The sequence below is a fragment of the Streptomyces sp. Tek67B01 genome (assembly GCF_055231995.1).
This window is the reverse complement of record NZ_JBUYUY010000001.1, coordinates 6,350,196-6,376,574: the sequence shown is the minus strand read 5'-3', so window position 1 is coordinate 6,376,574 and position 26,379 is coordinate 6,350,196. Positions and strand designations below refer to the sequence as shown.

Annotated in this window: 28 protein-coding genes and 1 pseudogene; 17 read left to right on the top strand and 12 right to left on the bottom strand. The window is 72.0% G+C overall.

What is annotated here, in order from left to right; genetic code table 11:
* Positions 1-6 precede the first annotated feature (6 nt).
* Entirely contained in the window at positions 7-240 is a 234-nt protein-coding gene (locus ACV7NM_RS28840) for an acyl-CoA carboxylase epsilon subunit (protein WP_463413022.1), read from the bottom strand.
* Positions 237-1,493 (bottom strand): cytochrome P450, encoded by a 1,257-nt coding sequence (locus ACV7NM_RS28835; protein ID WP_463413021.1) that lies wholly within the window; start codon positions 1,491-1,493, stop codon positions 237-239. Before ACV7NM_RS28835 ends, ACV7NM_RS28840 begins: the two co-directional genes overlap by 4 nt.
* Positions 1,494-1,696: 203 nt before the next feature.
* On the opposite strand from ACV7NM_RS28835, the gene ACV7NM_RS28830 reads away from it, so the two are divergent.
* The 4 genes from ACV7NM_RS28830 to ACV7NM_RS28815 all read left to right on the top strand — a co-directional run bounded on the left by ACV7NM_RS28830 (position 1,697) and on the right by ACV7NM_RS28815 (position 5,464).
* Positions 1,697-2,758: a type III polyketide synthase gene (locus ACV7NM_RS28830; protein WP_463413020.1), complete on the top strand. Its 1,062-nt coding sequence runs from the start codon at positions 1,697-1,699 to the stop codon at positions 2,756-2,758.
* Positions 2,759-2,774: 16 nt separating this feature from the next.
* Entirely contained in the window at positions 2,775-4,016 is a 1,242-nt protein-coding gene (locus tag ACV7NM_RS28825; RefSeq protein WP_463413019.1) for a cytochrome P450, read from the top strand.
* Positions 4,013-4,549 (top strand): cupin domain-containing protein, encoded by a 537-nt coding sequence (locus tag ACV7NM_RS28820; RefSeq protein WP_463413018.1) that lies wholly within the window; start codon positions 4,013-4,015, stop codon positions 4,547-4,549. Before ACV7NM_RS28825 ends, ACV7NM_RS28820 begins: the two co-directional genes overlap by 4 nt.
* A gap of 117 nt (positions 4,550-4,666) precedes the next feature.
* A complete protein-coding gene (locus tag ACV7NM_RS28815) occupies positions 4,667-5,464 on the top strand; it encodes a hypothetical protein (RefSeq protein ID WP_463413017.1) in 798 nt (265 codons plus the stop codon).
* Here the strand turns inward: ACV7NM_RS28815 and ACV7NM_RS28810 are convergent.
* On the bottom strand, positions 5,444-6,973 hold the full coding sequence (locus ACV7NM_RS28810) for an MFS transporter (RefSeq protein ID WP_463413016.1): 1,530 nt from the start codon (positions 6,971-6,973) through the stop codon (positions 5,444-5,446). The two genes, ACV7NM_RS28815 and ACV7NM_RS28810, sit on opposite strands and share 21 nt — an antisense overlap.
* A gap of 208 nt (positions 6,974-7,181) precedes the next feature.
* Here ACV7NM_RS28810 and ACV7NM_RS28805 point away from each other — a divergent pair, with 208 nt between their 5' ends.
* Complete coding sequence (locus ACV7NM_RS28805; protein ID WP_463413015.1) at positions 7,182-7,802, top strand: L-threonylcarbamoyladenylate synthase; 621 nt, start codon at positions 7,182-7,184, stop codon at positions 7,800-7,802.
* Positions 7,803-7,864: 62 nt separating this feature from the next.
* Here the strand turns inward: ACV7NM_RS28805 and ACV7NM_RS28800 are convergent, their stop codons facing one another.
* From ACV7NM_RS28800 to ACV7NM_RS28785, 4 genes are all read right to left on the bottom strand, one after another.
* Complete coding sequence (locus ACV7NM_RS28800) at positions 7,865-9,853, bottom strand: galactose oxidase-like domain-containing protein (RefSeq protein ID WP_463413014.1); 1,989 nt, start codon at positions 9,851-9,853, stop codon at positions 7,865-7,867.
* Between the two features lie 209 nt (positions 9,854-10,062).
* Positions 10,063-10,941 carry an ATP-grasp domain-containing protein gene (locus ACV7NM_RS28795; RefSeq protein ID WP_463413013.1) on the bottom strand — a complete coding sequence of 293 codons (879 nt, stop codon included), beginning with the start codon at positions 10,939-10,941 and terminating at the stop codon, positions 10,063-10,065.
* 115 nt (positions 10,942-11,056) lie between these two features.
* Positions 11,057-12,250, bottom strand: a complete 1,194-nt coding sequence (locus ACV7NM_RS28790; protein ID WP_463413012.1) for a cytochrome P450 family protein — start codon at positions 12,248-12,250, stop codon at positions 11,057-11,059.
* 65 nt (positions 12,251-12,315) lie between these two features.
* Complete coding sequence (locus tag ACV7NM_RS28785) at positions 12,316-13,245, bottom strand: MBL fold metallo-hydrolase (protein WP_463413011.1); 930 nt, start codon at positions 13,243-13,245, stop codon at positions 12,316-12,318.
* A 100-nt stretch (positions 13,246-13,345) separates the two neighbouring features.
* Here ACV7NM_RS28785 and ACV7NM_RS28780 point away from each other — a divergent pair, with 100 nt between their 5' ends.
* A complete protein-coding gene (locus ACV7NM_RS28780; protein WP_463413010.1) occupies positions 13,346-14,275 on the top strand; it encodes an AraC family transcriptional regulator in 930 nt (309 codons plus the stop codon).
* Between the two features lie 24 nt (positions 14,276-14,299).
* On the opposite strand, the gene ACV7NM_RS28775 is transcribed toward ACV7NM_RS28780, so the two are convergent.
* Both ACV7NM_RS28775 and ACV7NM_RS28770 read right to left on the bottom strand, forming a co-directional pair.
* The gene (locus ACV7NM_RS28775; RefSeq protein ID WP_463413009.1) at positions 14,300-15,064 is read right to left on the bottom strand and encodes a carbonic anhydrase; all 765 of its coding nucleotides are present in this window, start codon (positions 15,062-15,064) and stop codon (positions 14,300-14,302) included.
* A 95-nt stretch (positions 15,065-15,159) separates the two neighbouring features.
* A pseudogene (locus ACV7NM_RS28770) lies at positions 15,160-15,405 on the bottom strand (DUF6204 family protein); the annotation flags it as partial.
* 95 nt (positions 15,406-15,500) lie between these two features.
* On the opposite strand from ACV7NM_RS28770, the gene ACV7NM_RS28765 reads away from it, so the two are divergent.
* From ACV7NM_RS28765 to ACV7NM_RS28750, 4 genes are all read left to right on the top strand, one after another.
* A complete protein-coding gene (locus ACV7NM_RS28765; RefSeq protein WP_463413008.1) occupies positions 15,501-15,656 on the top strand; it encodes a DUF6204 family protein in 156 nt (51 codons plus the stop codon).
* A gap of 75 nt (positions 15,657-15,731) precedes the next feature.
* On the top strand, positions 15,732-16,469 hold the full coding sequence (locus ACV7NM_RS28760) for an SAM-dependent methyltransferase (RefSeq protein WP_463413007.1): 738 nt from the start codon (positions 15,732-15,734) through the stop codon (positions 16,467-16,469).
* A gap of 214 nt (positions 16,470-16,683) precedes the next feature.
* Positions 16,684-18,105 (top strand): glycoside hydrolase family 16 protein, encoded by a 1,422-nt coding sequence (locus ACV7NM_RS28755; protein ID WP_463413006.1) that lies wholly within the window; start codon positions 16,684-16,686, stop codon positions 18,103-18,105.
* Positions 18,106-18,193: 88 nt separating this feature from the next.
* Positions 18,194-19,228: a LacI family DNA-binding transcriptional regulator gene (locus ACV7NM_RS28750; protein WP_463413005.1), complete on the top strand. Its 1,035-nt coding sequence runs from the start codon at positions 18,194-18,196 to the stop codon at positions 19,226-19,228.
* Positions 19,229-19,302: 74 nt separating this feature from the next.
* Here the strand turns inward: ACV7NM_RS28750 and ACV7NM_RS28745 are convergent, their stop codons facing one another.
* Both ACV7NM_RS28745 and ACV7NM_RS28740 read right to left on the bottom strand, forming a co-directional pair.
* Positions 19,303-19,689 carry a hypothetical protein gene (locus ACV7NM_RS28745; protein WP_463413004.1) on the bottom strand — a complete coding sequence of 129 codons (387 nt, stop codon included), beginning with the start codon at positions 19,687-19,689 and terminating at the stop codon, positions 19,303-19,305.
* A gap of 190 nt (positions 19,690-19,879) precedes the next feature.
* Entirely contained in the window at positions 19,880-20,290 is a 411-nt protein-coding gene (locus tag ACV7NM_RS28740; RefSeq protein ID WP_361311921.1) for an organic hydroperoxide resistance protein, read from the bottom strand.
* A 140-nt stretch (positions 20,291-20,430) separates the two neighbouring features.
* Between ACV7NM_RS28740 and ACV7NM_RS28735 the strand changes: the two genes are divergently transcribed.
* The gene (locus tag ACV7NM_RS28735; RefSeq protein WP_463413003.1) at positions 20,431-20,910 is read left to right on the top strand and encodes a MarR family winged helix-turn-helix transcriptional regulator; all 480 of its coding nucleotides are present in this window, start codon (positions 20,431-20,433) and stop codon (positions 20,908-20,910) included.
* 40 nt (positions 20,911-20,950) lie between these two features.
* Here ACV7NM_RS28735 and ACV7NM_RS28730 read toward each other — a convergent pair whose 3' ends face one another.
* Positions 20,951-21,403, bottom strand: coding sequence for a MarR family winged helix-turn-helix transcriptional regulator (locus ACV7NM_RS28730; protein WP_463413002.1), 453 nt, complete (start codon positions 21,401-21,403; stop codon positions 20,951-20,953).
* A gap of 136 nt (positions 21,404-21,539) precedes the next feature.
* Here ACV7NM_RS28730 and ACV7NM_RS28725 point away from each other — a divergent pair, with 136 nt between their 5' ends.
* The 6 genes from ACV7NM_RS28725 to ACV7NM_RS28700 all read left to right on the top strand — a co-directional run bounded on the left by ACV7NM_RS28725 (position 21,540) and on the right by ACV7NM_RS28700 (position 26,343).
* Positions 21,540-23,045 carry an MFS transporter gene (locus ACV7NM_RS28725; RefSeq protein WP_463413001.1) on the top strand — a complete coding sequence of 502 codons (1,506 nt, stop codon included), beginning with the start codon at positions 21,540-21,542 and terminating at the stop codon, positions 23,043-23,045.
* A 344-nt stretch (positions 23,046-23,389) separates the two neighbouring features.
* Entirely contained in the window at positions 23,390-24,109 is a 720-nt protein-coding gene (locus ACV7NM_RS28720; RefSeq protein ID WP_463413000.1) for a GmrSD restriction endonuclease domain-containing protein, read from the top strand.
* The gene (locus ACV7NM_RS28715) at positions 24,106-24,381 is read left to right on the top strand and encodes a hypothetical protein (RefSeq protein WP_463412999.1); all 276 of its coding nucleotides are present in this window, start codon (positions 24,106-24,108) and stop codon (positions 24,379-24,381) included. The genes ACV7NM_RS28720 and ACV7NM_RS28715 overlap by 4 nt, the downstream gene beginning before the upstream one ends.
* Positions 24,382-24,469: 88 nt before the next feature.
* Positions 24,470-24,661, top strand: a complete 192-nt coding sequence (locus ACV7NM_RS28710) for a DUF5302 domain-containing protein (protein ID WP_136214843.1) — start codon at positions 24,470-24,472, stop codon at positions 24,659-24,661.
* Between the two features lie 177 nt (positions 24,662-24,838).
* Entirely contained in the window at positions 24,839-25,249 is a 411-nt protein-coding gene (locus tag ACV7NM_RS28705) for a rodlin (protein ID WP_463412998.1), read from the top strand.
* Between the two features lie 212 nt (positions 25,250-25,461).
* The gene (locus ACV7NM_RS28700; RefSeq protein ID WP_463414104.1) at positions 25,462-26,343 is read left to right on the top strand and encodes a glycoside hydrolase family 19 protein; all 882 of its coding nucleotides are present in this window, start codon (positions 25,462-25,464) and stop codon (positions 26,341-26,343) included.
* Positions 26,344-26,379 lie beyond the last annotated feature (36 nt).

Genomic DNA, 26,379 nt, shown 5'->3' with positions numbered 1-26,379 from the left:
GCATCGTCACGTCGTGTCCCGCCCGGCCCGGTGCAGCGAGGGCCGGGCGCGCCAGGAGTGCGCGGGGTGGACGAGGGGCCAGTGGCGGTCCCAGTGGGCGCGGTGGCGGTGGTGGCGGTGACCGTGGTGGTGTTCGGGGCCCGCGGGGGCGCTGCGCGCCAGGATGACCAGGGCGGCCGTGAGGGCCGCCAGTTCTATGTGGTCCGGGCGGCCGCGGACCACCTTGATCCGGCGTATCACCAGGTCACCGGCAAGGTCTTGGGCCCGCGGATGAGGGCGCCCGACTGCCATTCGATCTGCTCCGGCGGCACCGCCAGCGCGAGCTTGGGGAAGCGGTCGAGCAGGGTGGCGACGATGATCTCGGACTCCATCCGGGCCAGCATCGAGCCGACGCAGTGGTGCGGTCCGTTGCCGAAGGCCATGTGCGCGATGGGGCCGCGGTCGAAGTCCAGGACGTCGGGGTCCGGGAACGCGGCCGGGTCCCGGTTGGCCGCGAGGTACGAGGAGTAGACGACCTCGCCCTGGCGGATCAGGACCCCGCCGATCTCGACGTCCCTGGTGGCGACCCTGGGGATGCCGACACCGCTGCGGTGCGGGATGTAGCGCAGCAGTTCGTCGACGGCCTGCGGGACCATATCCGGCTCGGCGCGCAGGCGGGCGAGGTGCTCCGGATGGGTGAGCAGGGCGTAGATCATGTTGGCGCTGTTGTTGCGCACCGCGTGGGCGCCGCTCACCAGGATCGCGGTGGCCAGCGAGACGGCCTCCGCCTCGGTGATCTCCCCGGCGTCGGCGGCCGCGGCCAAGACGGCCGCGAGGTCCTCGCCCGGCTCGTCGGTCGGCTCCGCGCGGCGCAGTGCGAGGAGGGCGACGACGCTCTCGCGGACGGTCTTCATCGCGTCGGCGCTGCGCTCCGGTGCCGGACCGGGCGTCATGATCACGTTGGCCCAGGAGGTCATCCCCTCGCGCATGTCCTGCGGCATCCCGAGGAGGTCCGCGACGGCCGCGAGCGGGAAGGGGCCGTGCAGGTGCTCGACGAGGTCGGCGGGCGAGCCCTGGCGTTCCATCTCGTCCAGGAGGCGGTCGGCGGTGGCCTGCGCGGAGGGCCGCAGCCGCTGCATGCTCTTGCCGGTGAAGGCGCGCGCCACCACACGGCGCATGTCGTTCAGGCGTGGCGGATCGGCGTAGTTCAAGGACGCCTTCTGCGAGGCGATCGCGTGCGGCGAGGAGCTGGTGATGGTACGCCCGACCAGTTCCTGCCTGCTGAAGCGCGGGTCGGTCGTGGCCGCCTTGACGTCGGCGTAGCGCGCCATCAGCCAGGCGCTGCCCTCACCGAACGGCAATTGCACCCGGGTGGCCCTGCCCTCTTGGAGCCGCGCGTGGAGGAACGGGTCGAATTCCAGGGCTTCGAGGTCGTCCAGGTTCCAGCAGTGCACCGGCTCGTCCGCAGCCGGCTCCGTACGCGACCCGAGGGCCGTGTCGGGGTCCGTCGTCATGGTTCTCTCCCAGCCTTGATGTCACTCCCGGTAGGCGAATACGCCGGGAATCCGGCTGACGATCCCTTCCCGGAGCCGGCCGACTCCGCTGCCTGCGCCCACTACTGTCACCGGATTGGCCCACGTCACCAGCGGCTCAGTCCGACGCGCGGAACCGGCTCGGGTCCATGAGGCTTTGTCGGGAAATGAAAGGAGAGCCGACTGTGGCGACTCTGTGTAGGCCAACGGTGAGCGTGCCCGAGCACGTGATCACCATGGAGCAGACCCTGGATCTGGCCCGGTCCGTTCACGCCGATCACCCGCAGCTCGACCTGGCCCTGCGACTGATCCGGAACACCGGCGTCGCGAAGCGGCACATCGTGCGTCCCATCGAGGAGACCCTGAAGCACCCCGGCCTCGAACAGCGCAACGCCGTGTACGAGGCCGAGGCCAAGGCACGGGTACCGGCGGTGGTGCGGGCGGCCCTCGAAGACGCCCAGCTGCGTCCGCAGGACATCGATCTGATCATCTTCGTGTCGTGCACCGGCTTCCTGATGCCGTCGCTGACCGCGTGGATGATCAATTCGATGGGCTTCCGCACCGATACGAGACAGCTCCCCATCGCCCAGTTGGGCTGTGCGGCGGGCGGCGCGGCGGTGAACCGGGCGCACGACTTCTGCACCGCGTACCCGGAGGCGAACGCGCTGATCGTCTCCTGCGAGTTCTGCTCGCTGTGCTACCAGCCGAGCGACCTGGAGGTCGGCAACCTGCTCTCCAACGGTCTCTTCGGCGACGGCGTCGGCGCCGCCGTGGTCCGGGGCCGGGGCGGAACGGGCATGGACCTCCACCGCAACGGGTCGTACATCATCCCGGACACGGAGGACTGGATCATGTACGACGTCAAGGCCACCGGGTTCCACTTCAAGCTCGACCGGCGCGTCCCGGGCACGATGGAGCCGCTCGCCCCGTCACTCAAACGCCTCGCCAAGGCGCACGGGTGGGACGCCGCCGCACTGGATTTCTACATCATCCACGCAGGTGGCCCACGCATCCTGGACGACCTCAGCAAGTACCTCGGTGTGCCTGCCGAGGCATTCCGCTTCAGTCGGGCCACACTGACGGAATACGGCAACATCGCAAGCGCCGTGGTCCTGGACGCCCTGCGCCGACTCTTCGACGAGAACGGCACCGTCGATACCGCGAAGGGCATGCTCGCGGGGTTCGGACCCGGCATCACCGCCGAGATCTCACTCGGGAGCTGGGTTTCGGAGCCGGCGTCCCCGTGAGGGAGGAATCCGAACGATGCTGAAGGACGGCCCCGCCACCTCAAGGCCACCCGTCACGCACTGGCCCGCCTTGGACCTGGACGGGGTCGACTTCGACCCCGTACTCGCCGAGCTGATGCGGGCGGGGCCGATCACCCGCATCAAACTCCCCAACGGAAGTGGGTGGGCCTGGCTCGTGTGCCGGTACGACGACGTGCGGATGGTCGCCAACGACCCCCGGTTCAGCCGCAAGCTCGTCATGGAACACGACGTCACCCGCCTGGCCCCCCACTTCATCCCGGCTCCGGGCGCGGTCAGTTTCGAGGACCCGCCCGACCACACGCGGCTGCGCCGCACCATCGCCGCCGCCTTCACCACCGCCGGAGTGGAGCGCCTGCGGACCAAGGCGCAGCGGATGCTCGACGAACTCGTCGACGCGATCCTGCGCGACGGCCCGCCGGCGGACCTCACGGAACGTCTGCTGGCGCCGTTCCCGCTCGCGGTCGTCTGCGAACTGATGGGGATTCCGGCCGCGGACCGCCCCGAGGTCCACGAATGGACCACCATGATCCTGTCCTCCGCGCAGGGCGCCGAGCGCAGCGAGCAGGCGAAGACGCGGATGTGCGCGTACCTGGGCGAGCGACTGCGGGCCGGCCGCGGCGCCACGGGGGAAGGTGACGGCGACGACGAGGTCGGTGATGTCATCGGCCTGCTCGCCCGGGCGGTGGAGGCCGGGGAGGTCACCGAGGAGGAGGCCGTCGGTGTGGCCCTGCTCGTGCAGATCGGCGGCGAGGCCGTCACCAACAACGTCGGCAACATGGTGTACATCCTGCTCACCCGGCCCGAGCTGATGGACGAGCTGCGCGGCGCGCCGGACCTGCGGCCCTCGGCGCTCAACGAGCTCCTGCGCTACATCCCCCACCGCAACTCGGTCGGGCTCTCCCGGATCGCCCTGGAGGACGTCGAGGTCGCCGGCCAGGTCATCCGCGCCGGCGAGGCGGTGTACGTCTCCTACCTCGCCGCGAACCGGGACCCGGAGGTCTTCCCCGAGCCGGACGAGATCCGGCCGGACCGCACGCCGAACGCGCACGTCTCCTTCGGCTACGGGCCGCACTTCTGCCCCGGCAACATGCTGGCCCGCCTGGAGTCCGAGCTGCTCGTGAACGCGCTGCTGGACCGTTTCCCCGACCCTCGGTTCGCGGTGCCGGTGGAGGAGCTGGGATGGCGGCCGGGGGCGCTCATCCGCGGACCCGAGGCGCTGCCGGTGACCTGGTCATGACCGCGCACCTGGCCCGGGACGGACTGCTGGTGCCGCCCGGACACGGGCGCACCCTGCACACCGCCGCCCAGCAGGTCACCTTCAAGGTGACCGGCGAGGACTCGCGGGTCGCCTCCAGTTTCGAGGTCGTCGTACCGCCCGGATTCGACGTCGGGGCACACCTCCACACCCGCAGCGAAGAACTGTTCTACGTCCTGGAGGGTGAACTCGACGTGATGGCGTTCGAGCCTCGCGTCCGTTCCGGCGACGACTGGCGACGCTGGGAGTCGCTCGACGGCCGCCAGGTCGTCCGGGCGACCCCGGGGACGGTCATCGTCGTACCGCCCGGCTGTCCGCACGCCTTCGCCAACCCCACGGGGGAACCGGCCCGGATGTTCTTCCAGGCCTCGCCCCCGCCCGACCACGAACGGTACTTCGAGGAACTCCTCGAACTGCTCGACGGCAACGCCTCACCGGACGCCTCGGCGATCCGGGACCTGCGGGCGCGCTACGACATCGAGCAGCTGACACCGCTGCGCCACAGCCTGTCCTGACCGACCGGCCGACCGACCACCGGCGGGCCTACGGGCCCGGGAACCGACCGGCCGACCGGCCACGGCCCGGACACCGTCTCACCCTCTCCAACCCCATCACCACGCTCGGGAGACTCCATGCTGCGCACTCGCCACACGCTTCGCACCGCGACGTATGCACTGGCCGCCACGGTGGCCACCACCGCCTCGCTCGCCGCGGGGCCGGCCACGGCCGCCGAACCCCTGCCGTCCCACTGGTGCTACGTCAACGGCAAGGAGGCCCGGCCCGGACCGATCGTGGAGGGCACGAACGGCCCCGACACGATCGTGTGCGAGAACGACGTCGAGAACGCGATCATCGACGGCAAGGGCGGCAACGACAACATCCGGGTCAAGGGCATGCTCATCGACTCCCAGGTGCTCGGCGGCGAGGGCGACGACACGCTCCAGGTCAACAACCTCTTCCCGCGCAACGGCAATTCGACGGTGCGCGGCGGCCTGGGCAACGACACGATCATCACCGCCCTCGTCGTCGGCACGGCGGCCCACGGAGCCAGCGTCTACGGCGACCACGGCGACGACAAGATCACCACCGGCAGTGTGATGGGCGCGCCCGGCGAGTACGAGCGCGGCGGCGGCCAGGTCTTCGGCAACGACGGCAACGACGTGATCCGCGTGGGCAACGTGGACCTCGGCGGTCGGGTCCTCGGCGGCGCCAACGACGACATCATCGAGCCCAAGTCGGTGGGCGCGGAATCCGCCGGCGTCATCCTGGGCGGCCCCGGCGACGACCAGGTCCGCGGCCAGAACGACGCCGTCCTGACCATCGGCCCCGGCTACGGCCAGGTCGACGGCGGCCTCGGCACCAACCACTGCAAGGTGAAGCACTTCTCGACCGGCGACCGGATCCGCAGCTCAATCGCGAACTGCGCCTGATCCCCGGCGCTGTCCGGGGCGGCCGTGGCCCCGTTCCACGGAGAGTCCCTCGGGCAGCATGAACCACGTCAGGACGGCTCCGGCGGCGAAGACCGCCGCCGAAGCCGTGAAGGCTGCGTGACAGCCCTCCACGGCGGCCCGGGCCGAGAAGTACGGCCCGGGCCGCCGGTGCGTCGCCAGGTAACCGGCGGTCGCGGCGGCCGCGAGGGTGCTCATCAGGGCCGTGCCGACCGAGCCGCCGATCTGACGCATCGAGTTGACGGCGGCGGAGCCGACACCCGCCTCCCCGGGCGCGATGCCCGCCGTGGCGAGGTTCATGGCCGCCGCCGTCACCAGTCCCGCGCCGAGGCCGGTGGCGATCTGGGCCGGCATCACCTGGACGGCGTAGGACCCGTCCGCGGAGAGGCGGGTCAGCCAGGCCATCCCGCCCGCGGCGAGCAGCATGCCGCCGGCGACGCGCCCCCGCCCGCCGACCCGGCGCAGCAGGCGGCTCCCGCTGCCCATCGCGCTGATCATGATGGAGCCGGACATCGGCAGGAAGGCCAGACCGGTCATGGCCGGGCCGTAGCCGCGGGTGTGCTGGAGGTAGAACGTCAGGAACAGGAACACCCCGAAGGTCCCCACGCCGGTGATGAACACGGCCAGCAGGGCCGCCCCCCGGACCCGGTCGAGCACGATCCGCAGGGGCAGCAGCGGATACGGCGAGCGGCCCTGCCACACGCCGAACGCGGCGAGCAGCAGGACGCCGGCGCAGATGAAGCCGCCGGCGCGCGGGGCGAGCCAGCCGTGGGACCCGGCCCCGGCGAGCCCGTAGACGACGCAGATCAGTCCCGTGGAGGCCAGGGCCGTACCGGGCAGGTCCAGCCGGGTCCGGGGGCCGGGCGGCTGCGGCGGGAGCAGCAGGAGGGCTCCGATCACGGCGACGACCGCGAAGAGCACGTTCACGTACAGGGTGGAGCGCCAGCTGAGGTGTTCGGTGAGTACGCCGCCCAGCAGCAGGCCCACCGCCCCGCCGGAGGCGGCCAGGGCCCCGAACACGCCGAAGGCCTTGCCGCGTTCCGCGGGGGTGGTGAAGGTCGTGGTGAGCAGGGAGAGCGCCGCGGGCGCCAGCAGGGCCGCGAACACGCCCTGGCAGGCGCGGGCGCCCACCAGCAGACCGAAGGAGGCCGCGGAACCGCCCACGGCGGAGGACACCGCGAAGCCGGTCTGGCCGATGAGGAAGGCGCGCCGGCGCCCGAACAGGTCGGCGAGTCTTCCGCCGAGCAGCAGCAGACTGCCGAAGGCCATGGCGTACGCGGTCACCACCCACTGCCGGCGGCTGTCGGAGAACCCGATGTCGGCCTGGGCGGAGGGCAGGGCGATGTTCACGATGGTGGCGTCCAGGACGACCATGAGCTGGGCGAGGCCGACCACCGCGAGGATCAACCAGCGGCGTGGTTCGGGCCGCGGTTCGGCGCCCGGCGCGTCGGCGGTGGTGCCGGTCCCTGGACCGGTGGGTTCTGTGGACATGGTGGCACTCCGTGGATTCCACTCGTACTGGCGGGCGGGTGTCTGCTTCGACAGTGGGCGAGCGGTGCCCCCGGCCCGGTCCCCTCCCCCGTGCGCCACGCCACGATGCCGTCCGGACGGACCAGCGCGGCCGGTCGGCGGGGCCCCGACGGAGGAGGCGCGCGGACGCGTGGATCGGCGGGGCGGGGCGATCCCGTAGGCTCGGCGGATGGCCAAGTACTTCGATGTGCACCCCGAGAACCCGCAAGCGCGCACGATCGGCAACGTGGCCGACAGCATCCGCTCCGGCGCGCTCGTCGCGTATCCGACCGATTCCCTGTACGCGCTGGGCTGCCAGCTCGGCAACCGTGACGGTCTCGACCGGATCCGCTCCATCCGCCACCTCGACGACCGGCACCACTTCACCCTCGTCTGCCAGAACTTCGCGCAGCTGGGGCAGTTCGTGCAGATCGACAACGACGTGTTCCGCGCGATCAAGGCGGCCACGCCGGGCAGCTACACCTTCATCCTCCCCGCCACCAAGGAAGTGCCGCGCCAGCTGCTGCACCCGAAGAAGAAGACGGTCGGCGTCCGCATCCCGGACCACACCCTCGTGCAGGCCCTGCTCGCGGAGATCGGCGAACCGCTGCTGTCCAGCAGCCTGCTCCTGCCCGACGAGCCCGAGCCGCTGACGCAGGGCTGGGAGATCAAGGAACGGCTCGACCACGTCGTGGACATCGTCGTCGACTCGGGCGACTGCGGGACGAAGCCGACCACCGTCATCGACTTCTCGGGCGGCGAGGCGGAGATCGTCCGCTACGGCGCCGGCGACACGGCCCGCTTCGAGTAACCCACCGCGCGCGGGCGGGTCCGGGCGGCCCGCTCCGCGCGGACCCGCCCGGAGGGGCCCCCTCAGTGGCGCCCCGGCTTGGGGCCCAGCTTGATCCACTGGGCCGTGCTCGGGACGCCTTTGGCATTGAGCACGAACAGCATGTAGTACCCGGGCGGGGCGTCGGCGGCGGTGGGCGGGGTGCGCAGGGTGAGGGTGTCGCCGCGGGTCCCGGTCAGCCGCAGCTCCAGGTGGCGCTGACTGGTGTTCACGGCGTGGGTGACGGTCGTGGGAGCCAGCAGGACGGCGCGCGTCACGTCCGCGGGGGTGGAGGTGTGGACGCGGAACTCCGCGTCGTAGGCGAGTTCGCCGCGCGGCGCCCGGTCGAGGGCGGGGCGAGGGCCGCGGTGCAGGTAGGACGGCTCGTAGAGCTCGACGCTGCCGTCCATCCCGTCCGTGATGTCGGGGTCGTTGGCGATCTGCTGGAGCTCGTCCCCGGTGATCATCACCCGTCCGTCGGGCATGACGAGGGCGTTGGAGTGGTAGCCCCGGGGCAGCCGCTGGGCCGGTCCCAGGCTCCAGTGGCCGCGCGCGTCGCGCAGCTCGACCTGCCGGTATTTGAGGTCGGCCTTCGGGTTGAACGGCCCGAATCCGTAGTTCCTGGTGTCGAGCGCCCCGTTGACCGTCATGAGGGTGCCGTCCGGCAGGATCAGGGTGTCGTCCTGGGTGCGGCCGAACGCCCGCGGGGTGTCGGTGCTCCAGGCTCCGCCGGACAGCCGGTAGGTGGAGGGGTCGTGCGGGTCGCCGCCCAGTACCAGTACGGAGTCCGGGCCGCGCAGGCCCGCGGGCAGGGGCACGGCCGAGCCGTAGCCGCGGAAGTCGGCCGGCCGCCGGGGCAGGTCCCTACGGGTCTCCTTCACCGGGTCGAACACCCACTGCTGGTCGGCGTCGCGGCCGAGACCGTAGATCATGCCGTCCCGCAGCGAGAACAGGTGCGGGTAGTCGTTGCGGAACGGGGCGTCCGCGGCGAACCGCTCCGCGGGGACGCCCACCGGGATGTCGTACGGGCGCCAGGGCACCCGGTGTCCGCGCGCCGGGAAACGCTCCACCACCGGGGTGGGGTGCCCGGTGCCGCGCTCGTCCTGCCCGGACATGATCAGCTGCCGGCCGTCTGCGCCGGTGACCACGGAGGGGTACCAGCGGCCCACGGCCATGTCGCGGTTGCGGAACCAGGTCTCGGTCCACGGGTCGAAGACGAAGGAGAGCCTGGCCCCCGTACCGCCCTTCCCGCCGCCGTTGCCGCCGAAGACGCCGACCATGCCGTTGGGCAGGTAGGAGTGACCGGCACAGAAGAAGGGGGCGGGGCGCGGGGCGAACGTACCGTCGGGCATCAGCACGGTCGGCGGCGGCACGTTCTTGAACGCCGATCCGCCGGTGCCCTTGGCGGGGTCCCAGAGGTAGGCCCGGCCGGCGTTGGTGCGGCCGATCCGGTCGGTGGGGCCCGTCTCCTTGGTGGGGTTGACCTCTACCCGTTCGAAGGAGAAGAGCAGCACTTTCCCGGTGGGCAGCTGGGCGACGTGCACACCGAAGTCGGGCGAGGGGAAGTACTCGGTGAAGCGGCCGAAGATCGGCGCGGCGAAGCGGGTGTTGAGCCGCTGCTGCGAGGCGCGCAGCGATTCGAGGCCGGCGGTGCGCCTCGACTGCGGGTACTCGCGCACGGCGTCGGCGGCCCGTCTGCGGCCGGCGTGGGCGCGGGCGTGGTCCTCGCCGAGGACGGCGGCCTCCCCCTGTGGGGCCGGGGCGCCGAGCAGGGCGGGCCCACCGAGGGGGTTGGGCCCACCGAGGGGTGAGGGCTCGCCCGGTACGGCGCTCTCCCCTACGGCTGTCCCGCCCGGCCGGGGCCCGGCGCCGGCCTCGTGACGGGTGTCGTCGTGGGCGGGGGGCGAGGCGAGGGCGGGCGCGGCGGTGGCGAGGACGCCGGTGGCCAGCAGGGCCGTCGCGAGCAGACGCAGGTACGGAACGGGCCGCCCGCTCGGGGTGGACCGATCGGCGGATACGGGGGCTTGGGACATGGGACTCCTCGCAGCGGCCACCGACAAAGCGCCCATGGTAGGAGAATCCGGGCATATGTCCGGGTGCGACCCGGCCGGGGACCGGCACTGTTCCCCGAACGGCCTCCGACGAAGGGGCCCGGACGGTGCGACCGCGTGTCCGATCCGCCGCCCGGGCCGCCCGACCTGTTCCCGTCAGCCCACCCTGTCCCGGTCAGCGCGGCGCCCGGTCAGCCCGCGGTGGCCCGGTCGCGGACGACGTCGGCGAAGCGCTCCAGCCCGGACCGGCTGTGCGCCGTGAAGAGGTTGGGCTCCACCAGCTCCAGCTCCATCACCACCGGCGTCCCGTCGTCGCCCGGCGCCATGTCCACCCGCGCGTAGAGGAGGGGGTCCCGCCCGGGGACGGCGGCGAGCGCGGCACGCGCGAGGGCGAGCTCGGCGGCCGACGGCTGATGGGGCGCCAGGTCGGGGTGCGCCTCGCGCGCGTTGTCGATGACCCCGGCCTCGCCCAGGACCGGCCCCTTGCGCAGCGCGTGGCTGAAGACTCCGCCGAGGAAGACCAGCGCCCTCTCCCCTTCGTCGATCCGGGTCAGGTACGGCTGCACCATCGCGGTCGAACCGGCGCGGTGCAGCGCGGCGATGTGCCGCGCCGCCAGCTCGTGCTGGGCGGGGGTGTAGCGGGCGCTGTCCCGGGCCCCGGCCGATACGGCCGGCTTGACGACGAAGTGGCCGCCCTCGGGCAGGGAGGCTTCCTCACCCGGGGCGACGAACCGCGTCGGGACCACCGCGACACCCTGCGCGGCGAGGTCGCCCAGATAGCGCTTGTCGGTGTTCCAGCGCACCGCGCCGGCCGGGTTGTCGATCCGGGTGACGGCGGCGACCGCGTCGACCCACTCCAGGAACCGCGGCCACCGCTCGACGTAGTCCCAGGTCGACCTGATCACCACGGCCGCGCACCGGCCCCAGTCGAATCCGCTGTCGTCCCAGGCCACCGCCACGGCGTCGATCCCCCGCGCGTCGAGCGCCCGGAGCATCAGCGGCAGGTCCGGGTCGTAGGCCATCCCACGACCGGAGGTGGCCAGGGCGACTCGGGGCAGGGTCATGGTCATGGCAAAACCCTATGCCAGGCGGCGGCGCACCGGCCCGCGGGGCGGGGTGGTTCGGGGCCGACGAGCCGGGCCGCCGGCTTCGGACGGCGACCCGGTCCTACGGCGCCACCTGGCGCTACCAGCGCACGGGCAGCCGGGTGACGCCCCTCATCAGACTGCCCGCCAGCCAGGCCGGGGGCCCGCCGGCCGGGTCCTCGGCCAGCTCCGGGAAGCGCTCCAGCAGGCTCCGGATCGCGATGCGGCCCTCCATCCGCGCCAGTGGGGCACCCAGGCAGAAGTGCAGCCCGTGGCCGAAGGCGAGGTGCCCCTGGGGGGCGCGGTGGATGTCGAAGGTGTCGGGTTCCTCGAACCGGGCGGGGTCGCGGTCGGCGCCGGCCAGCGAGACGAGGACGGTGGCCCCCGCCGGGATGACGACGCCGCCGATCTCCACGTCCTCGCCCGCGTAGCGGTAGGTGGCGTTCTGCACGGGGCCGTCGTAGCGGAGCATCTCCTCGATCGCGCCGGGCAGGAGCCCGTCGAAGTCGGCCCGCAGTTCGGACAGTTGCTCGGGGTGGGCGAGCAGGGCCCGGACTCCGTTGGAGATGAGGTTGACCGTCGTCTCGTGTCCGGCGACGAGGAGCAGGAAGGCCATTCCGATCAGCTCCTCCGCGGAGAGGGAGTCGCCGTCCTCGTCACGGGTGCGGATCAGCGCGCTGAGCAGGTCCTCTCCGGGGGACTTGGCCTTGGCCTCGACGAGCTCGGCGAGATAGGCGCTGAGCTGCTCGTGCGCGGCGCCGGGCGGACTGCCCTCGGTCGGGGCCACCACCTCGTTGGACCAGTGCCGGAAGCGCTCGCGATCCAGGTCGGGCACGCCCAGCAGCTCGCAGATCACGGTCATGGGCAGCGGGAACGCGAGTGTCTTGATCAGATCGGCGCCGCGCTCCGGCCGGGCCGCCATGGCGTCCAGCAGTTCGTCGGTGATCGCTTGGACCCGGGGCCGCATCGATTCCATGCGGCGGGCGGTGAACTCGCGCGCGACCAGCCGGCGCAGCCGGGTGTGGTGCGGCGGATCGGATTCCAGCATGTTCGCGTTGGCCGCCGTCACGGCGACATCGGGGAACAGGTCGGTGTCGCGCCAGTCCTTGAGCAGGGCGGGGTGGTTGAGGGCCTTGCGTGCCTCGACGTGTCCGACGACCAACCAGGTGGGCTCCGCCAGCCGGTCGTTCATCACGACTTGGTGGACCGGGCCGCTGTCGCGCAATGTGGCGTAAAAGGTGTAGGGATCGGCGTTGAAGTTCTCGGCACCGGAACCGATGTCTACTGCAGGCATTTCTCCACACTACGGGGGTGGGGCCTGTCTGAACGCGCTGTTTCCGGCCAGGCACCACGGTCTACTCACCGCCGAGATCGCGCACAGGTCCCGAAGGCGGCCCACGGCCCGAGGGCGAAGCCGTCGCCCCGGCGGCGGACTTCCACGGCGCCGGCTCCACCGAAGTGTGCCGGTACGACCAACTCGCGGCGGTCCGCAGCCCGTTCGAGGACACTACGGCGGGTGGCCGCGGCCCGTACCGGGTCCAGGCAGAAGCAACTGTTGTGCTCGGGCCCCAGGATCTGCACCGGACTGTGCAGCAGATCGCCGACGAACACCGCCCGCTCCCCGCCGGAGTCGAGCCGCAGCACGGCGGAGCCGGGAGTGTGACCGGGGGCGGACTCCAGCACGAGGTGCTCGTCGATGCGGTGGCTGCCGTCCCAGAGAACCGCCTGCCCGGCACGGTGCACGGGCGCGATGCTGTCCTCGTACATGAGCCGGTCGTCCACCCTCGCGCCCCGCGCGTACGCGTTGCCGGGTCCGTAGTGGAAGTCGTCGGCCGCCGGGATCAGGTAGCGCGCGTTCGGGAAGGCCGGTGTCCACTCGCCCGCCGCGCCGACGGTGTTCCCGCCGACGTGGTCGCCGTGCACATGGGTGTTGACGACGACGTCCACCTCCTCGGGACGCACCCCGGCCCGTGCCAGCCGGCCGAGCAGGTCGCCCTGCCAGTGGTGGAACCTCGGGGAGCCGGGACGCTCGCGCATGTCGCCGACCCCGGTGTCGACGAGTACGGTCCGTCCGGCGCTGCGCAGCACCCAGGTCTGCACCGCCACCACCGCGCGGTCGTCCCGCGGGTCCCAGTGGTCCGGGGCCAACCAGTCCGCGTTGTCCCGCCACACCTCGGCGCCGGCGCCCGGGACGATCTCGGAGGCGGGGACCATGGGCCCCTGCCGCTCTATGACGCGGGTGATCTCGACGTCGCCCAACACGATGGTCTGCTCGTTCTCGTTGTCCATGCGTCCGACTCTAGGAACGACTCCTGAGTCTCTCAATACGCCCGTGACTCATGGCGATACGCGAGGCTCTCGCTCGTGATAGGGGGGCTACCCTTGTGCCATGGACGTGGTGAGTGACGCGATAGCGACCGTGCGCATCGGACGACCTTCCTCCAACCGGGTCCGGGTGAGCGGTCGTTGGTGCACGCGCCTCGCGCGATACGACGGCGCCGGCTTCCATGTCGTCCTGGAGGGCAGCTGCCGACTGCTGCCCGACGACGGCGCACCCGTGCTCCTCGGCGCGGGTGACGCGGTGTTGCTGCCGCACGGGGCGGGGCACGTCCTCGCCGACGCCCGCGCCGACGAGACGGATCGGGCGCGGGCGGTACCGTTCGAGGGATGGGCCGCCGGGAAGTACCCGACACGGGCAGCCGTCGACCCCGGCGGCGACAGCGCGGTGGAGCTGCTGTGCGGGAAGTACCGGCTGGACCGCAGCCGGATGCACCCGCTCATGGGGGAACTGCCGACCGTCGTCCACCTGCCGAACCGGGTGGGCGCGCACCCGGAACTCCGCTCCGCGATCGACCTGTTGGGGCGCGAGCTGAGCGAGCAGCGGCCCGGGGCGTGCATCGCCGTCCCCGGCCTGCTCGACCTCCTGCTGGTCTACATGGTCCGCTCCTGGATGGCGGACGCCGCGACGGGGGCCTGGCCCGCCGTCCTGGGCGACGCCGTGGCCGCCGCCGCTCTGCGGGCACTGCACTCCGATCCGGCCGCCCCCTGGACCAACGACCGTCTGGCCGCCGAAGCGGGCGTCTCGCGCCCCACGTTGGCCCGTCGGTTCACCGCCCTGGTGGGTCGGCCGCCGATGGCGTACCTGACCTGGTGGCGACTGACCTTCGCGGCGACGCTGCTGCGAGACACCCCGGACCCGCTGGCCGCGATCGCCCGCCGGGTCGGGTACGGCACCCCGTACGCCTTCTCCCACGCCTTCAACAGGGAGTTCGGCACCACCCCGGGCCGCTACCGCGACCGGGCACAGGGGACGGCGTGACCGGCCCGGCTTCCGGATCGCGCGTTAGCGCAGGGTGTTCACCCGCTGGTCGGTGAGTTGGTAGCGGGCGGCGACGACCGCGAGCTTGCCGGTCGCCACTCGCCTGGCGATGTCGGGGTCGGCGGTGAGCAGGTCACGGGTGCGACGGGCGTGGGCGTCGATGGTGACGTCGACACGGGCGTCACCGTGCTGTGTGTGGTCGATCGAGGGGCGTATCTGGTCGGCCAGGTACTGGATGTGCGCCGGCAGCGGCTCGCCGGTCTCCTCGGCGTGGACGGCTGCCCCCACGGCCCCGCAGGACTGGTGGCCCAGGACCAGCACGAGGGGGATGGCCAGTTCCAGGACGCCGTAGGCGATGCTGCCGCGCACGGCCTCGTCCAGGACCTCGCCGGCCGACCGTACGATGAGCAGGTCTCCGAGCCCCTGGTCGAAGACGAGCTCCGGGGGGACACGGGAGTCGACGCAACCCAGCACGATCGCGAACGGGTGCTGGGCCCGCGAGAGCTGCGCGCGCACGGACGGGGACTCGTGCGGGTGTTCCTGCCGGTACGTCCGCCAGCGCCGGTTGCCCGCCGCGAGCTCGCGCAGCACCTGGTCGGGGGTGCTCGGGCGCTGTCCCGCCGGGGGTCCGGCGGGCGCGGCGGAGGCCGGGAAGGCCGCACCGAGGCCGAGCACCGAGCCGGCGGCAGCCGTTCCCGCGACGGCGGTGCGCAGGATGGTCCGGCGACCGGGTGCACGCGTCACGGGCACGGACGTACGCTCAGACGGCGCTAATGTGTTCGAATCCATCGCCGGAAGGTATCCCGGCAGGCCGGCGTACGACCGCCCGCGCCGGGCGATTGGCGCGATCGCGTCCGGGACTCGGCTCGATCCCGTGCGACGTCTCAGCCCGTGGACGCGGGGCGTCGCGGATGCCGGACGAGGGTGTCGGGCAGGGCGGTCGCGGTGGTCGGCGCGGCGCGTACTCCCCCGCCGGAAAACCCGGACGGGGACTCATGCCGCCAGGCTGGATCGGTGCCGACGGCCGCCGCAGCGCCGGAGTCGAGGAACCGGAAGGTGAAGCTGTCACGCGTCAGGTCGTAGCTCAGGTCGCGTTCGGCGGTGAAGCTCGCGCGCATCAGGTCGTGCTCGGGCGCTGCGGCCTCCTACTCGGCGCGCTGGGCGGCGGTGAGCCGGTCGAAGGCCCCTCGGATGGTCACGCGGAACGTAGACCGAGGCGGACATCGTGGACGCCGGCGCGCGGGCCGAACTGACGGCGGAGAGTTGGCTCACGGAGCACGGATACGGCTACAAGCGCCTCGAGGTCCAGGCGCAGGACATGTCGCTCGCACCGCTGAGCAAGCGCCAACGCCGGGCCGCGGCGCGCGAACACACCACCTGACAGGGCACGCGCCGGCGCGCCGGCTCGCCGGAAAACGAGGTGCGCTCGGGCCGCGCCCGCCGGCAGGCTGCGCCGGTGGACCGTGAACTGATCTCCCGCATCGCCCATACCGACCATCCCATCAAGGCCCCCCTCGACGACGGGTCCGTGCGCCGGCTCCTGGAGCGCGGCATACCCCGTGACGACAGCCGGGCGCTCGACCTGGGCTGCGGCACCGCCGAATGGCTGCTGCGCGCCTTGGAGACGCACCCGCGCCTGCGCGCCGAAGGCGTCGACATCTGCGAGCAGTCGCTGGCGCAGGCAGACCGGGCCGCGAGCCGCCTCGGCGTCCGCGAACGCCTCGTCCTCCACCAACAGTCGGCCGCGGACTTCACCTCGGCGCAGCCGTTCGACCTCGTGCTCAGCGTCGGGGCCGCACACGCCTTCGGCGGCCTGCTCCCCACCCTCGCCGCGGCACGCGAGCACCTGGCCCCCGGCGGCCGCGTCCTGATCGGAGACGGGTTCTGGGAGCGCGAACCCTCCCCTGAGGCCGTCGAGATGCTCGGGGACTTCGTCGACCTGGCAACGACCGTGGACCGCGTCGTGGCGGACGGATGGACACCCGTCGACGGACACGTCAGCACCCGCCGTGAACTGGACGACTACGAGTGGTCCTGCTGGGGGTCGTTGGCCTCATGGGCCCTTGACCGTCCCGCCGATCCCGAAGCCCCCCAAGCCCTCGAAACGGCGAACGCCCGGCGCTCCGAGTGGCTGCGCGTCTACCGGGACACCTGGGGCTTCGTCACCCTGATCCTGCGCCGGACGGCCGACTGACCCGACCCGGGGCCGCGCACCCCCCACGCCGCTCCCTTCGACCAATGAACTCCCCAACTGTCGAACGGCTTTGCCGGTTGCATCTCTTGACGGCCCTCGCGCCGGGGAGCACAGTGGCGGGCGGCTTCGCTCTGAGAGCGCTCTCAAAGTGGGGCCGCAGTCCGCACCTCCCCCCACCGCGCCCCCGAGGCGCACGCAGAGAGGGCCCCCACCCATGCGCGAGACATCCGGCAGAAGGCGGCGTCCACCCATCCGGCGTTCCGTCGTGGCCGCCTTGAGCACGATGGCGATGGCGGTGGCGGCCGCCACCGCCGTGGCCGTCACCCCGCCCGCCGACGCCGCCGCTCCCCCGGCCCCGACCGGCTGGTCCCAAGTCTTCCTGGACGACTTCAACGGCTCCGCCGGCTCCGGCGTGAACACCGCCGACTGGCAGTACACGACCGGGCGGGGCTACCCCGGCGGCCCCACCGGCTTCGGGACCGGCGAGATCGAGACGATGACCGCCGACCCGGCCAACGTCTCGCTCGACGGCGCCGGCAACCTGCGGATCACCCCCCGCCGGGACGCGGCCGGCAACTGGACCTCGGCCCGGGTGGAGAGCCGGCGTTCCGACTTCCGCCCCCCCGCCGGCGGAACCCTGCGCACCGAGGCCCGCATCCAGATGCCGAACGTGACCGGCGCGGCGGCGAAGGGATACTGGCCGGCGTTCTGGATGCTCGGGGCCCCGTACCGGGGCAACTGGTGGAACTGGCCGGGCATCGGCGAGTTGGACATCATGGAGAACGTCCAAGGCCTCAACAACGAGTGGGCCACCATGCACTGCGGCACCAGCCCGGGCGGCCCGTGCAACGAGACCTCCGGGATCGGCGGCCAACGCGCCTGCGCCGGCACCACCTGCCAGGGCGGCTTCCACACCTACGCGGTGGAATGGGACCGGTCCACCGCCGTGGAGGAGATGCGCTTCTACCTGGACGGCGTCAACTTCCACACGGTGAAGGCGAACCAGGTCGACGCCACCACCTGGGCGAACGCCACCGATCACGGCTACTTCATCATCCTGAACGTGGCCATGGGCGGCGGCTTCCCCGACGCCTACGGCGGCGGTCCGGACGCCGGCACCGAGCCCGGCCACCCCATGGTGGTCGACTACGTGTCCGTCCTGGAGAAGACCGGGGGCGCCACCACCACGCCGACGGCGCCGCCCACCACCCCGCCCACGGGGGGACGGAACGCCTACGCCGCCATCCAGGCGGAGTCGTACGACGGCCAGGCGGGCACGGTCACGGAGACCACGTCGGACACCGGCGGCGGCCAGGACCTCACCTCGCTGGCCAACGGCGACTGGGCCGTGTACAAGGGCGTCGACTTCGGTGCGAGCGCGGCCCGGCAGTTCTACGGGCGGGTCGCGAGCGGTGCGACGGGCGGGGTCAGCGGCCTCGTGGAAGTCCGCCTCGACAGCCGGACGAGCCCGCCGGTCGGCAGCTTCTCCGTCGCCGGGACCGGTGGCGGACAAAGCTGGCGTACCGTCCCGGCCAACATCAGCGCCGTCACCGGCACCCACGACGTCTACCTGACCTTCACCAGCGGCCAGCCGGCCGACTTCGTGAACCTGAACTGGTTCGACTTCGGCCATTGACGGGGCCGTACCGCCGGGCGCGCCCGGCGGTACGGGTTAATCTGCTGCGCGGCAGGCAACCGCCGACGGCCACGCATGAGGAGCGCCCGTGCCCGAACAGCTTCGTGATCCCGGGGACCGCCCCACCTTGGAGGCCGTGGCGGCACTGGCCGGGGTGTCCCGGGCCACGGTCTCGCGCGTCGTCAACGGCGGTGACGGGGTCCGCGCGCACCTGGTGGACAAGGTGCGCGAGGCGGTGCGCGAGCTCGGCTACGTACCGAACCACGCGGCCCGCACCCTGGTCACCCGCCGCACCGGGGCGGTGGCCGTGATCATCCCCGAACCGGAGATACGGATCTTCTCCGACCCGTTCTTCTCGTGCCAGATACGCGGCATCAGCCGGGAACTCACCGAGCAGGACACCCAGTTGGTGCTGCTCATGGTGGAGGACCGGGAGGACTACGAACGGATCGAGCGCTACCTGGCGGGCGGCCATGTCGACGGGGCGCTCGCCTTCTCCCTGCACACCGACGATCCGCTCCCCGAGATCACCCACCGGATCGGCATGCCCACCGTCTACGGCGGCCGTCCGGGCTGGACGACCGGCCCGGACGATCCGGGCACCGCCTACGTCGACGCCGACAACCGGGGCGGCGCGCGGGAGGCGGTACGCCATCTGCTCGCCCGGGGCCGGCGGAGCGTGGCGCACATCGCAGGTCCGCTCGACCAGACGTCGGCGACGGACCGGCTCGACGGTTACCGGGACGTCTTGGTCGGGGGCGATCCCGCGCTGGTCGCGGTGGGGGACTTCACCCCGACCGGCGGGGCCCGCGCGATGCGGGAGCTGTTGGAGCGACGGCCGGACCTCGACGCGGTGTTCGCCGCGAACGACCTGATGGCGACGGGCGCGCTCGCCGTGCTCCGCGAGCGGGGCCTCGACGTGCCCGGGGACGTGGCGGTGGTCGGCTTCGACGACACCGAACGGGTGGCCGAGGCGGCGGAGCCGCCGTTGACGACGGTCCGCCAGGACGTGGAGGGAATGGGTCGCATGATGGCCCGGCTGCTGCTCGGCACGCTGGGCTCTCCCCGGACGCCCCGGGCGGTGATCACGCCGACGGTGCTGGTGCGGCGGGCCTCGGCCTGACGCCGGTCCGGCCCGGCCGTCATGCCCGCCCCGACCCGGGCCATCGTGGCCCACCGGTCAGACGAGGCCACCCGTCAGACGAGGCCCAGTCCGCGCGGGGGGACGAAGAGGTGCGCGGCCCGGTGTTCGGCGGCCACCATGGCGGCCGCGAGGCCGAACTCCGGGTCCTCGGACCGCGCGAGTCTGCGTTCGTGGTCGCCGCAGCGCCGGCATTCGGGCGCCCAGTCGGGCAGGAGGCTCTCATGTCTGGTGGCCAGGTGACGGGCGAGCCGGATGCGCGAGCCGGGCCCGTTGTCCACGGGATCCCAGTCGATCCCCCGCCGTCCCGTCAGCCACATCTCCTCCGTGACCCGCTCGATGCGCTTCATGGACCGGTAGAGGCGGAAACAGTCGGTGCAGTCGAACATCCAGGCCGGCGGCAGCGGCCACACGTCCCGGGGGTCGAGTTCATCGGCGCTCATGCCGTCACGGTAGTGGTGGCACACTGCCGTCTGCAGCCGATCCGTCGTACTTCCGGCATCCCCCAACGGGTGTGCGTACAACCGGAGTTGACCGGTGTCGCACACACCTCCGGCGCCCCCGTGTACGGGGGCGCCAAAGGTGTGGTCGCGGCGGGTGCGGCGCCGCCGGGCCACGTGGGCCCGGGGTGGACTACTCGATGACGAGCTCGACGGGGATGTTGCCGCGGGTCGCCTTGGAGTACGGGCAGACCTCGTGCGCCTGCTTGACCAGCAGGGCGCCGGTCTCGCCCGCGAGGGACTCGGGGAGCTCGATGCGCAGGGTGACGGCCAGCCCGAAGCCGGAGCCGTCCTGGCCGATGGAGGTCTCGGCGGTGACGGAGATGTCACCGGTGTCGACCTTGGCCTGTCGGCCGACCAGGCCGAGCGCGCTGGCGAAGCAGGCGGCGTAGCCGGCCGCGAAGAGCTGCTCGGGGTTGGTGCCCTGACCGTTGCCGCCGAGCGCCGGCGGCATGGCCAGCGCGAGGTCGATCTGGCCGTCGGAGCTGACTGCGCGGCCCTCACGGCCGTTGGCGGTGGCGACAGCGGTGTACAGCGCGTCCATCGGAGTTCCTCTCGGGAGGTGCAAGACGGTCCGGGGTGAACCTCGGCGACCGGTGGACCGATCGCCTCCACCAATAGAGCACACAATTCAGTTGTGCACAACTCAATGGCTCGCAAGTCACCACCGGTACACTGGCCCACATGACCCAGCAGCCCGCCGCCCCCCTGCGCGACCAGGACTTCCTCCGCCTGGACGGGCAGATCTGCTTCGCGCTCAACGCCGCGAGCCGCGCCTTCGGCGGCCTCTACCGGGTCGTCCTGAAAGATCTCGGCCTCACCTACCCCCAATACCTGGTGATGCTGGTGTTGTGGGAGCACGGATCGACGCCCGTCAAGGAGCTCGGGCAGCACCTGCGGCTCGACTCGGGCACGCTGTCACCGCTGCTCAAGCGGCTGGAAGGGGCCGGCCTGGTCCGGCGCGAGCGCAGTGCGGAGGACGAGCGCTCGGTCCACGCCGTACCGACCGAGGCGGGCGCGGCGCTGCGGGCCCGCGCCGTCGAGGTCCCCCGCCGCATCGCGATGGCGACGGGCTTCGAGTTGGAGGAGATCCGCGACCTCCAGGGCCGCCTGAACCGCCTCACGGCAGCGCTCGACGCCGCCGCACTGGACGAGGAGCTCTAGCCGGCAGGCCGGGCGGCCGACCAGGCGGTCGATCCGCCGGTCAGGCGTCCTTCTCCATCGCGGGTCGCAGCCGCTCCAGCAGGGCGTAGAGCGTCGCGCTCTCAGCCTCGCCGAGGGTGTCGAGCGCGCCGTGCGTCGCCTGCATCTCCTCGCGCACCCGACGGATGACGTCGCGACCCTCGTCCGTGGCGATGACGTGCTTCACGCGGCGGTCGACCGGGGACGGCTGGCGCCGCACCAGCTCGCGCGCCTCCAGCCGGTCCACGATGCCCGTGACGTTGGACGCGTCACACACCAGCAGGGTGGCGAGACCCCGCATCGGCACCGGCCCCTCCAGCTGGGCGAGAACCCTGGCCTGGGTGGACGTGAGGCCGTACCGGGCGGCGGCGGCCGCGAAATCGCGCCACTGGGCGGTACCGATGGCGGCGAGCAGCTCCAGGAGTTCGAGCTTGGTGGGGCGGTGGGGGACGGCCGGTCCGGTGGTGGCACTCATGCCGCCGAGCGTACGCAAGAAGGTTGGCATTATCAATTGTTTACTTGACCTCCTTAACTATTGCCGTCTACCTTCATCCAAGTACTTCATGAGATAAAACATCTGCGTCTGAAGCGTTAAGAAGGTCCTGCCAATCATGAGCACCGCCGCATCCGCCCCCTCCGCCGCCAGGCCCGGGAACGAGACGGTCATCGTCTTCGCCCTCAGCCTCGCCGCCATGGTCGTGTCGATGATGCAGACCCTGCCCGTCCCGATCCTGGGTCTGATCCGCAACGATCTCGACACCACGACCGCCGGCGTCAGCTGGGTGACCACCGCCACCCTGCTCTCCGCCGCCGTCTTCACCCCGTTGCTGGGCCGCTTCGGCGACCAGCACGGCAAGAAGCCGACCCTGGTGGCCGTACTCGCCGTCATGGTGGCGGGTTCCGTCGTCGCCGCTCTCGCGAGCTCGCTGCCGCTGCTGATCCTGGGCCGGGTGCTCCAGGGCGCGGCCACCGCGATCTTCCCGCTGGCCCTCTCCGTCCTGCGCGAAGAGGTCCGACCGCAGAAGTTGCCGGGCGCCATGGCGCTGGTCAGCGGCACGCTCGCGTTCGGCAGTGGCTTGGCGCTGGTCGCCACCGGCCTGCTGACCTCCGGTGACGGCGCCGACTACCGCAACGCCTTCTGGATGGCGACCGGCTTCGCCGCGCTCGCCCTCCTGGCGGTCGTCTTCCTGGTCCCGGCCACTCGCCACAAGACCGGCGGCCGTACCGACTTCCTGGGCGCGCTGACCCTGGGCATCGCCCTGTTGCTGCTCCTGCTGCCGATCTCGCAGGGCCACGACTGGGGCTGGACCTCCGGCCGCACGCTCGGCAGCTTCGCCGGCGCCGCCGTGATGGCGGCCGTGTGGGTCATGGTCGAGCGCAAGGTGCGCGAGCCTCTGGTCGACATGCGGATGTTCGTCCACCGCCCGGTGCTGATGGCCAACCTCGCCGGCATTCTCGTCGGCTTCGGCATGTTCGCGAACTTCCTGGGCGTCTCCTACCTCGTCCAGATGCCGAAGGCCCTGACCGGGTACGGCTTCGACGCCTCGATCCTGCGCGCCTCCGTCCAGTTCCTGCTGCCCGGTGCGATCGTCTCGCTCCTCGCGTCGCCCATCGGCGGCCAGTTGGTCCGCCACCGCGGCCCGCGCGTCGCGCTCGCCCTGGCCGCCGGGCTCGGCGCCGTCGGCTTCGGCTGGCTGGCCCTCGACCACGGCCACACCTTCTCGGTGATCGGCGCCGGCGTCGTCGTCGGCGCGGCCGTCAGCTTCGGCTACGCGGCCATGCCCGCCGTCATCATGGCGAGCGTCCCGCACCACCAGAGCGGCATCGCGAACGGCATCAACTCGATCTCCCGCTCGACCGGCAGCGCGATCGGCAGCGCGATCGTCACCACGATCCTGGCCTCCAAGACGATCGGGCACCTCCCGCCGGGCGTTCCCGCCCTGCCCGCCGAGTCCGGTTTCACCCTGACGTTCGGCATCGGCGCGGCGGCCTTCGCCCTGGTCGCCCTGATCAGCTGGATCGGACTGCGCAAGGGCAACGGCCCCCGCGTGACGGAGCCCGTCGCCTCCGGCGAGGCCCCGGCCCCGAAGGTGGCGGAGACGGCCGCCGCCGTCTGATCCCCCGCGCGAACCCGAACCGCCCCCGGTCCTCTAGGCCCTGTCGTCAAAGTAGCGCCGTTGAGGCTCGGGGTGTCCGGTGCCGTGCATCGCAAGGCGGAGGGGCGCCCGTGTACTGGACGTACTCGGGCGCTCCGACAACGCGGCGAGGTGCGGTACCGGACACCCCGGGCCAGGCGGGACTTTGACGACAGGGCCCAGGCCCGGGGGCGGTTCGCGTCCCGGTTCCCGAGCGGGCCGGCCTCCCAGGGCCCGTCGGCAACACCGTGGCGGCCGCGATGGGACGGGCTCCGCTGGGTAGGCTTCCCCGGGACAGCGCGCGGAGTTCGGGGCGGGGTGGGTTCATGAGTCGTCAGGCGGGGCTGCGGGGCGTGGCGGTGGCCGTGGCGCTGCTGCTCGGACTGGCCGGGTGCGGCCGGACCGGCGGGAGCGGGGGCTCGGACGGCAAGCAGGACGGGTCGGGTGGCAAGCCCCCGGCCGGCGGCGCCGCGAAACCCGCGCGCGGCGACGTACTGCCCGGCCTGGTCGGCGCGGCCGAGGCCCGGACCCGACTGGCGGCCTTGGTGGTCGGCAAGCCGGGCACGATGGCCGGGTACAGCCGTGACAAGTTCACACACTGGGCCGAGCAGGGCGACAAGTGCGACACCCGTGAGGTCGTCCTCAAGCGCGACGGCAGGAACGTCACCCAGGACGCGCAGTGCCGGGCCGTGTCCGGCACCTGGAAGAGCCTGTACGACGGCGCCGACGTCAGCGACCCGGCGAAGCTGGACATCGATCACATGGTCCCGCTCGCCGAGGGTTGGCGCTCCGGTGCGGCCGGCTGGGACGCCACCAAGCGCAAGGCCTTCGCCAACGACCTGACGCGCCCCCAACTGCTGGCCGTCTCGGCGGCCTCCAACCGATCGAAGGGCGACCAGAGTCCCGACCTGTGGCAGCCGCCGGACAAGTCGAGCTGGTGCCAGTACGGGCGCGCCTGGATCACCGTCAAGTCCTACTACAAGCTGACCGTCACGCCCCCGGAGAAGACCATGCTCACCACGATGATCGACACCTGCGCCTCATGACCGCGCCCCGGCAGTGGCAGGACCACGTCCTGGCCGGACCCGGCGGCGCCATGACCGACGAGGTCGGCGTGATCACCGGCGACCTCACGTTGCGTACCGTCGCGGGACCGGACGGCAAGGTCCGATTCGAGATCCAGTACCTCGACGCCGACGAGTGGTACACCCTCACGGGCAGCCCCGTGGCCCACGGCGACGCGCACGCCCTCCACTTGGCGGCCCTGCGGGCCGTCCGCGCGGGCGGCGGCGCCGGGGCGCCGCACCCCGGGACCTGACCGGTCCGCCGCACGCCGGGGGAACGCGCTGGTCAGCGTGGCTGCCGGCTGACAGACTGGGGTTGCTCCATCACTCCCAGGAGGACCCATGGCCGACGAGACCGGTACCCCGCAGGACGAATCCCCCGCCGAGGAGGCCAAGCGCAAGTTCCGCGAGGCCCTGGAGCGCAACGCGGCGAACGCGCATTCGCAGCAGGCCCACCAGAGCCGGGCGAAGGTGCAGGGCGCCAGCAGCGGCCCCGGCGGCAAGAACAAGAAGGTGCGCCGCAAGACCGGCTGACGCGTCCCGCCCGGCGGTCCGGGCCCCCGCGCGGTGGTGCGCCGCCCAGCGGGCGCCGTCGCGCGGTTCCCGGATCGTTGGGCCGCATGGGTGACGGGCGATAACCCCGGGGCAGGTCGGTAGTTGATCTGGACGTACCCGCCGGGGACAGCTCATGCGACAGAAGGATTCCTCACCATGCTCAAGAAGTTCATGGCCACCGCCGCGGTCACCGCTTCCGTAGTCGGCGCAGGTGCCATCGCCGCCTCCCCGGCCATGGCGATCGGCAACGACAACGGCGTGAACACCGTCAACGGCAACGGCGCCGCGCAGATCTACGGCAACCAGAAGACCGAGGGCGCCATGAGCCCGCAGCTGAGCCTGGTCCAGGGTTCGCTGAACAAGCTCTGCGTCGGCCTGCCCGCCAAGGTCAACGCCCAGTCGCTCATCGCCGCGCTGAACATCGGCGTCCAGGACATCAACGTCCTGTCCAACCCGCAGAACCAGCAGTGCACCGAGAACTCCACCCAGGCGAAGGGTGACGAGTCCCTCTCGCACATCGTGGACAACATCCCGGTCCTGTCCGGGAACCTTTCCGCCGGCAGCTGATCAGTTCTCACCCCCGGACCGGAGTGACGACATCCGTCGTCACTCCGGTCCGGCGTTTGCGCAAGCCGAACACACCAAAAGCAACAGCTTTGGTCTAGACCTTGACAGGTTCAGACCATTTTCGCTTCAGTGGCCGTAGTCGCCCCCACGACAACTCCCCCCACTGAAGGAGCACTTCCGTGATCCGTGCGCTACGTCGCCGCGCCCTTTCCATGGCCGCGGCCGCCGCCGTGACCCTCGGCCTCGCCGTCACCCTGCCCGCCTCCCCCGCTGCCGCGGCCCCAGCCTGCGCAGGCTCCTGGGCCGCCTCCGCCGTCTACACGAACGGCATGAGCGCCTCGTACGCCGGGCACAACTGGCAGGCCAAGTGGTGGACCCAGGGCGAGACCCCGGGCAGTACCGGACAGTGGGGGGTCTGGTCGGACCAAGGCGCCTGCGGTGGCGGTGGCCAGGACCCGGGCACCGGCGACCCCTCCGGTTTCGTCGTCAGCGAGGCCCAGTTCAACCGGATGTTCCCGAACCGGAACCCGTTCTACACCTACAACGGGCTGGTGGCGGCGCTCTCCGCGTACCCCGCCTTCGCGCACACCGGGGACGACACCGTCAAACGGCGCGAGGCCGCCGCCTTCCTCGCCAACGTCTCCCACGAGACCGGCGGGCTGGTCTACATAGTCGAACAGAACACCGCCAACTACCCGCACTACTGCGACGCGTCCCAGCCCTACGGCTGCCCCGCGGGCCAGGCCGCCTACTACGGGCGCGGCCCCATCCAGCTGAGCTGGAACTTCAACTACAAGGCGGCGGGGGACGCGCTCGGCATCAACCTCCTCGCCAACCCCTACCTCGTCGAGCAGGACCCGGCCGTGGCGATGAAGACGGCGCTCTGGTACTGGAACACCCAGAACGGCCCGGGCACCATGACCGCCCACGCGGCGATGGTGAACGGCGCCGGCTTCGGCGAGACCATCCGCTCCATCAACGGCTCCCTGGAGTGCAACGGCGGCAACCCGGCGCAGGTGCAGAGCCGGGTGAACGCCTACCAGAACTTCACCCAGGTGCTGGGCGTCACCCCGGGCGACCACCTCACCTGCTGAGGCCGCCCGGAAGCATCCGGTACGCGGCCCGTGCGC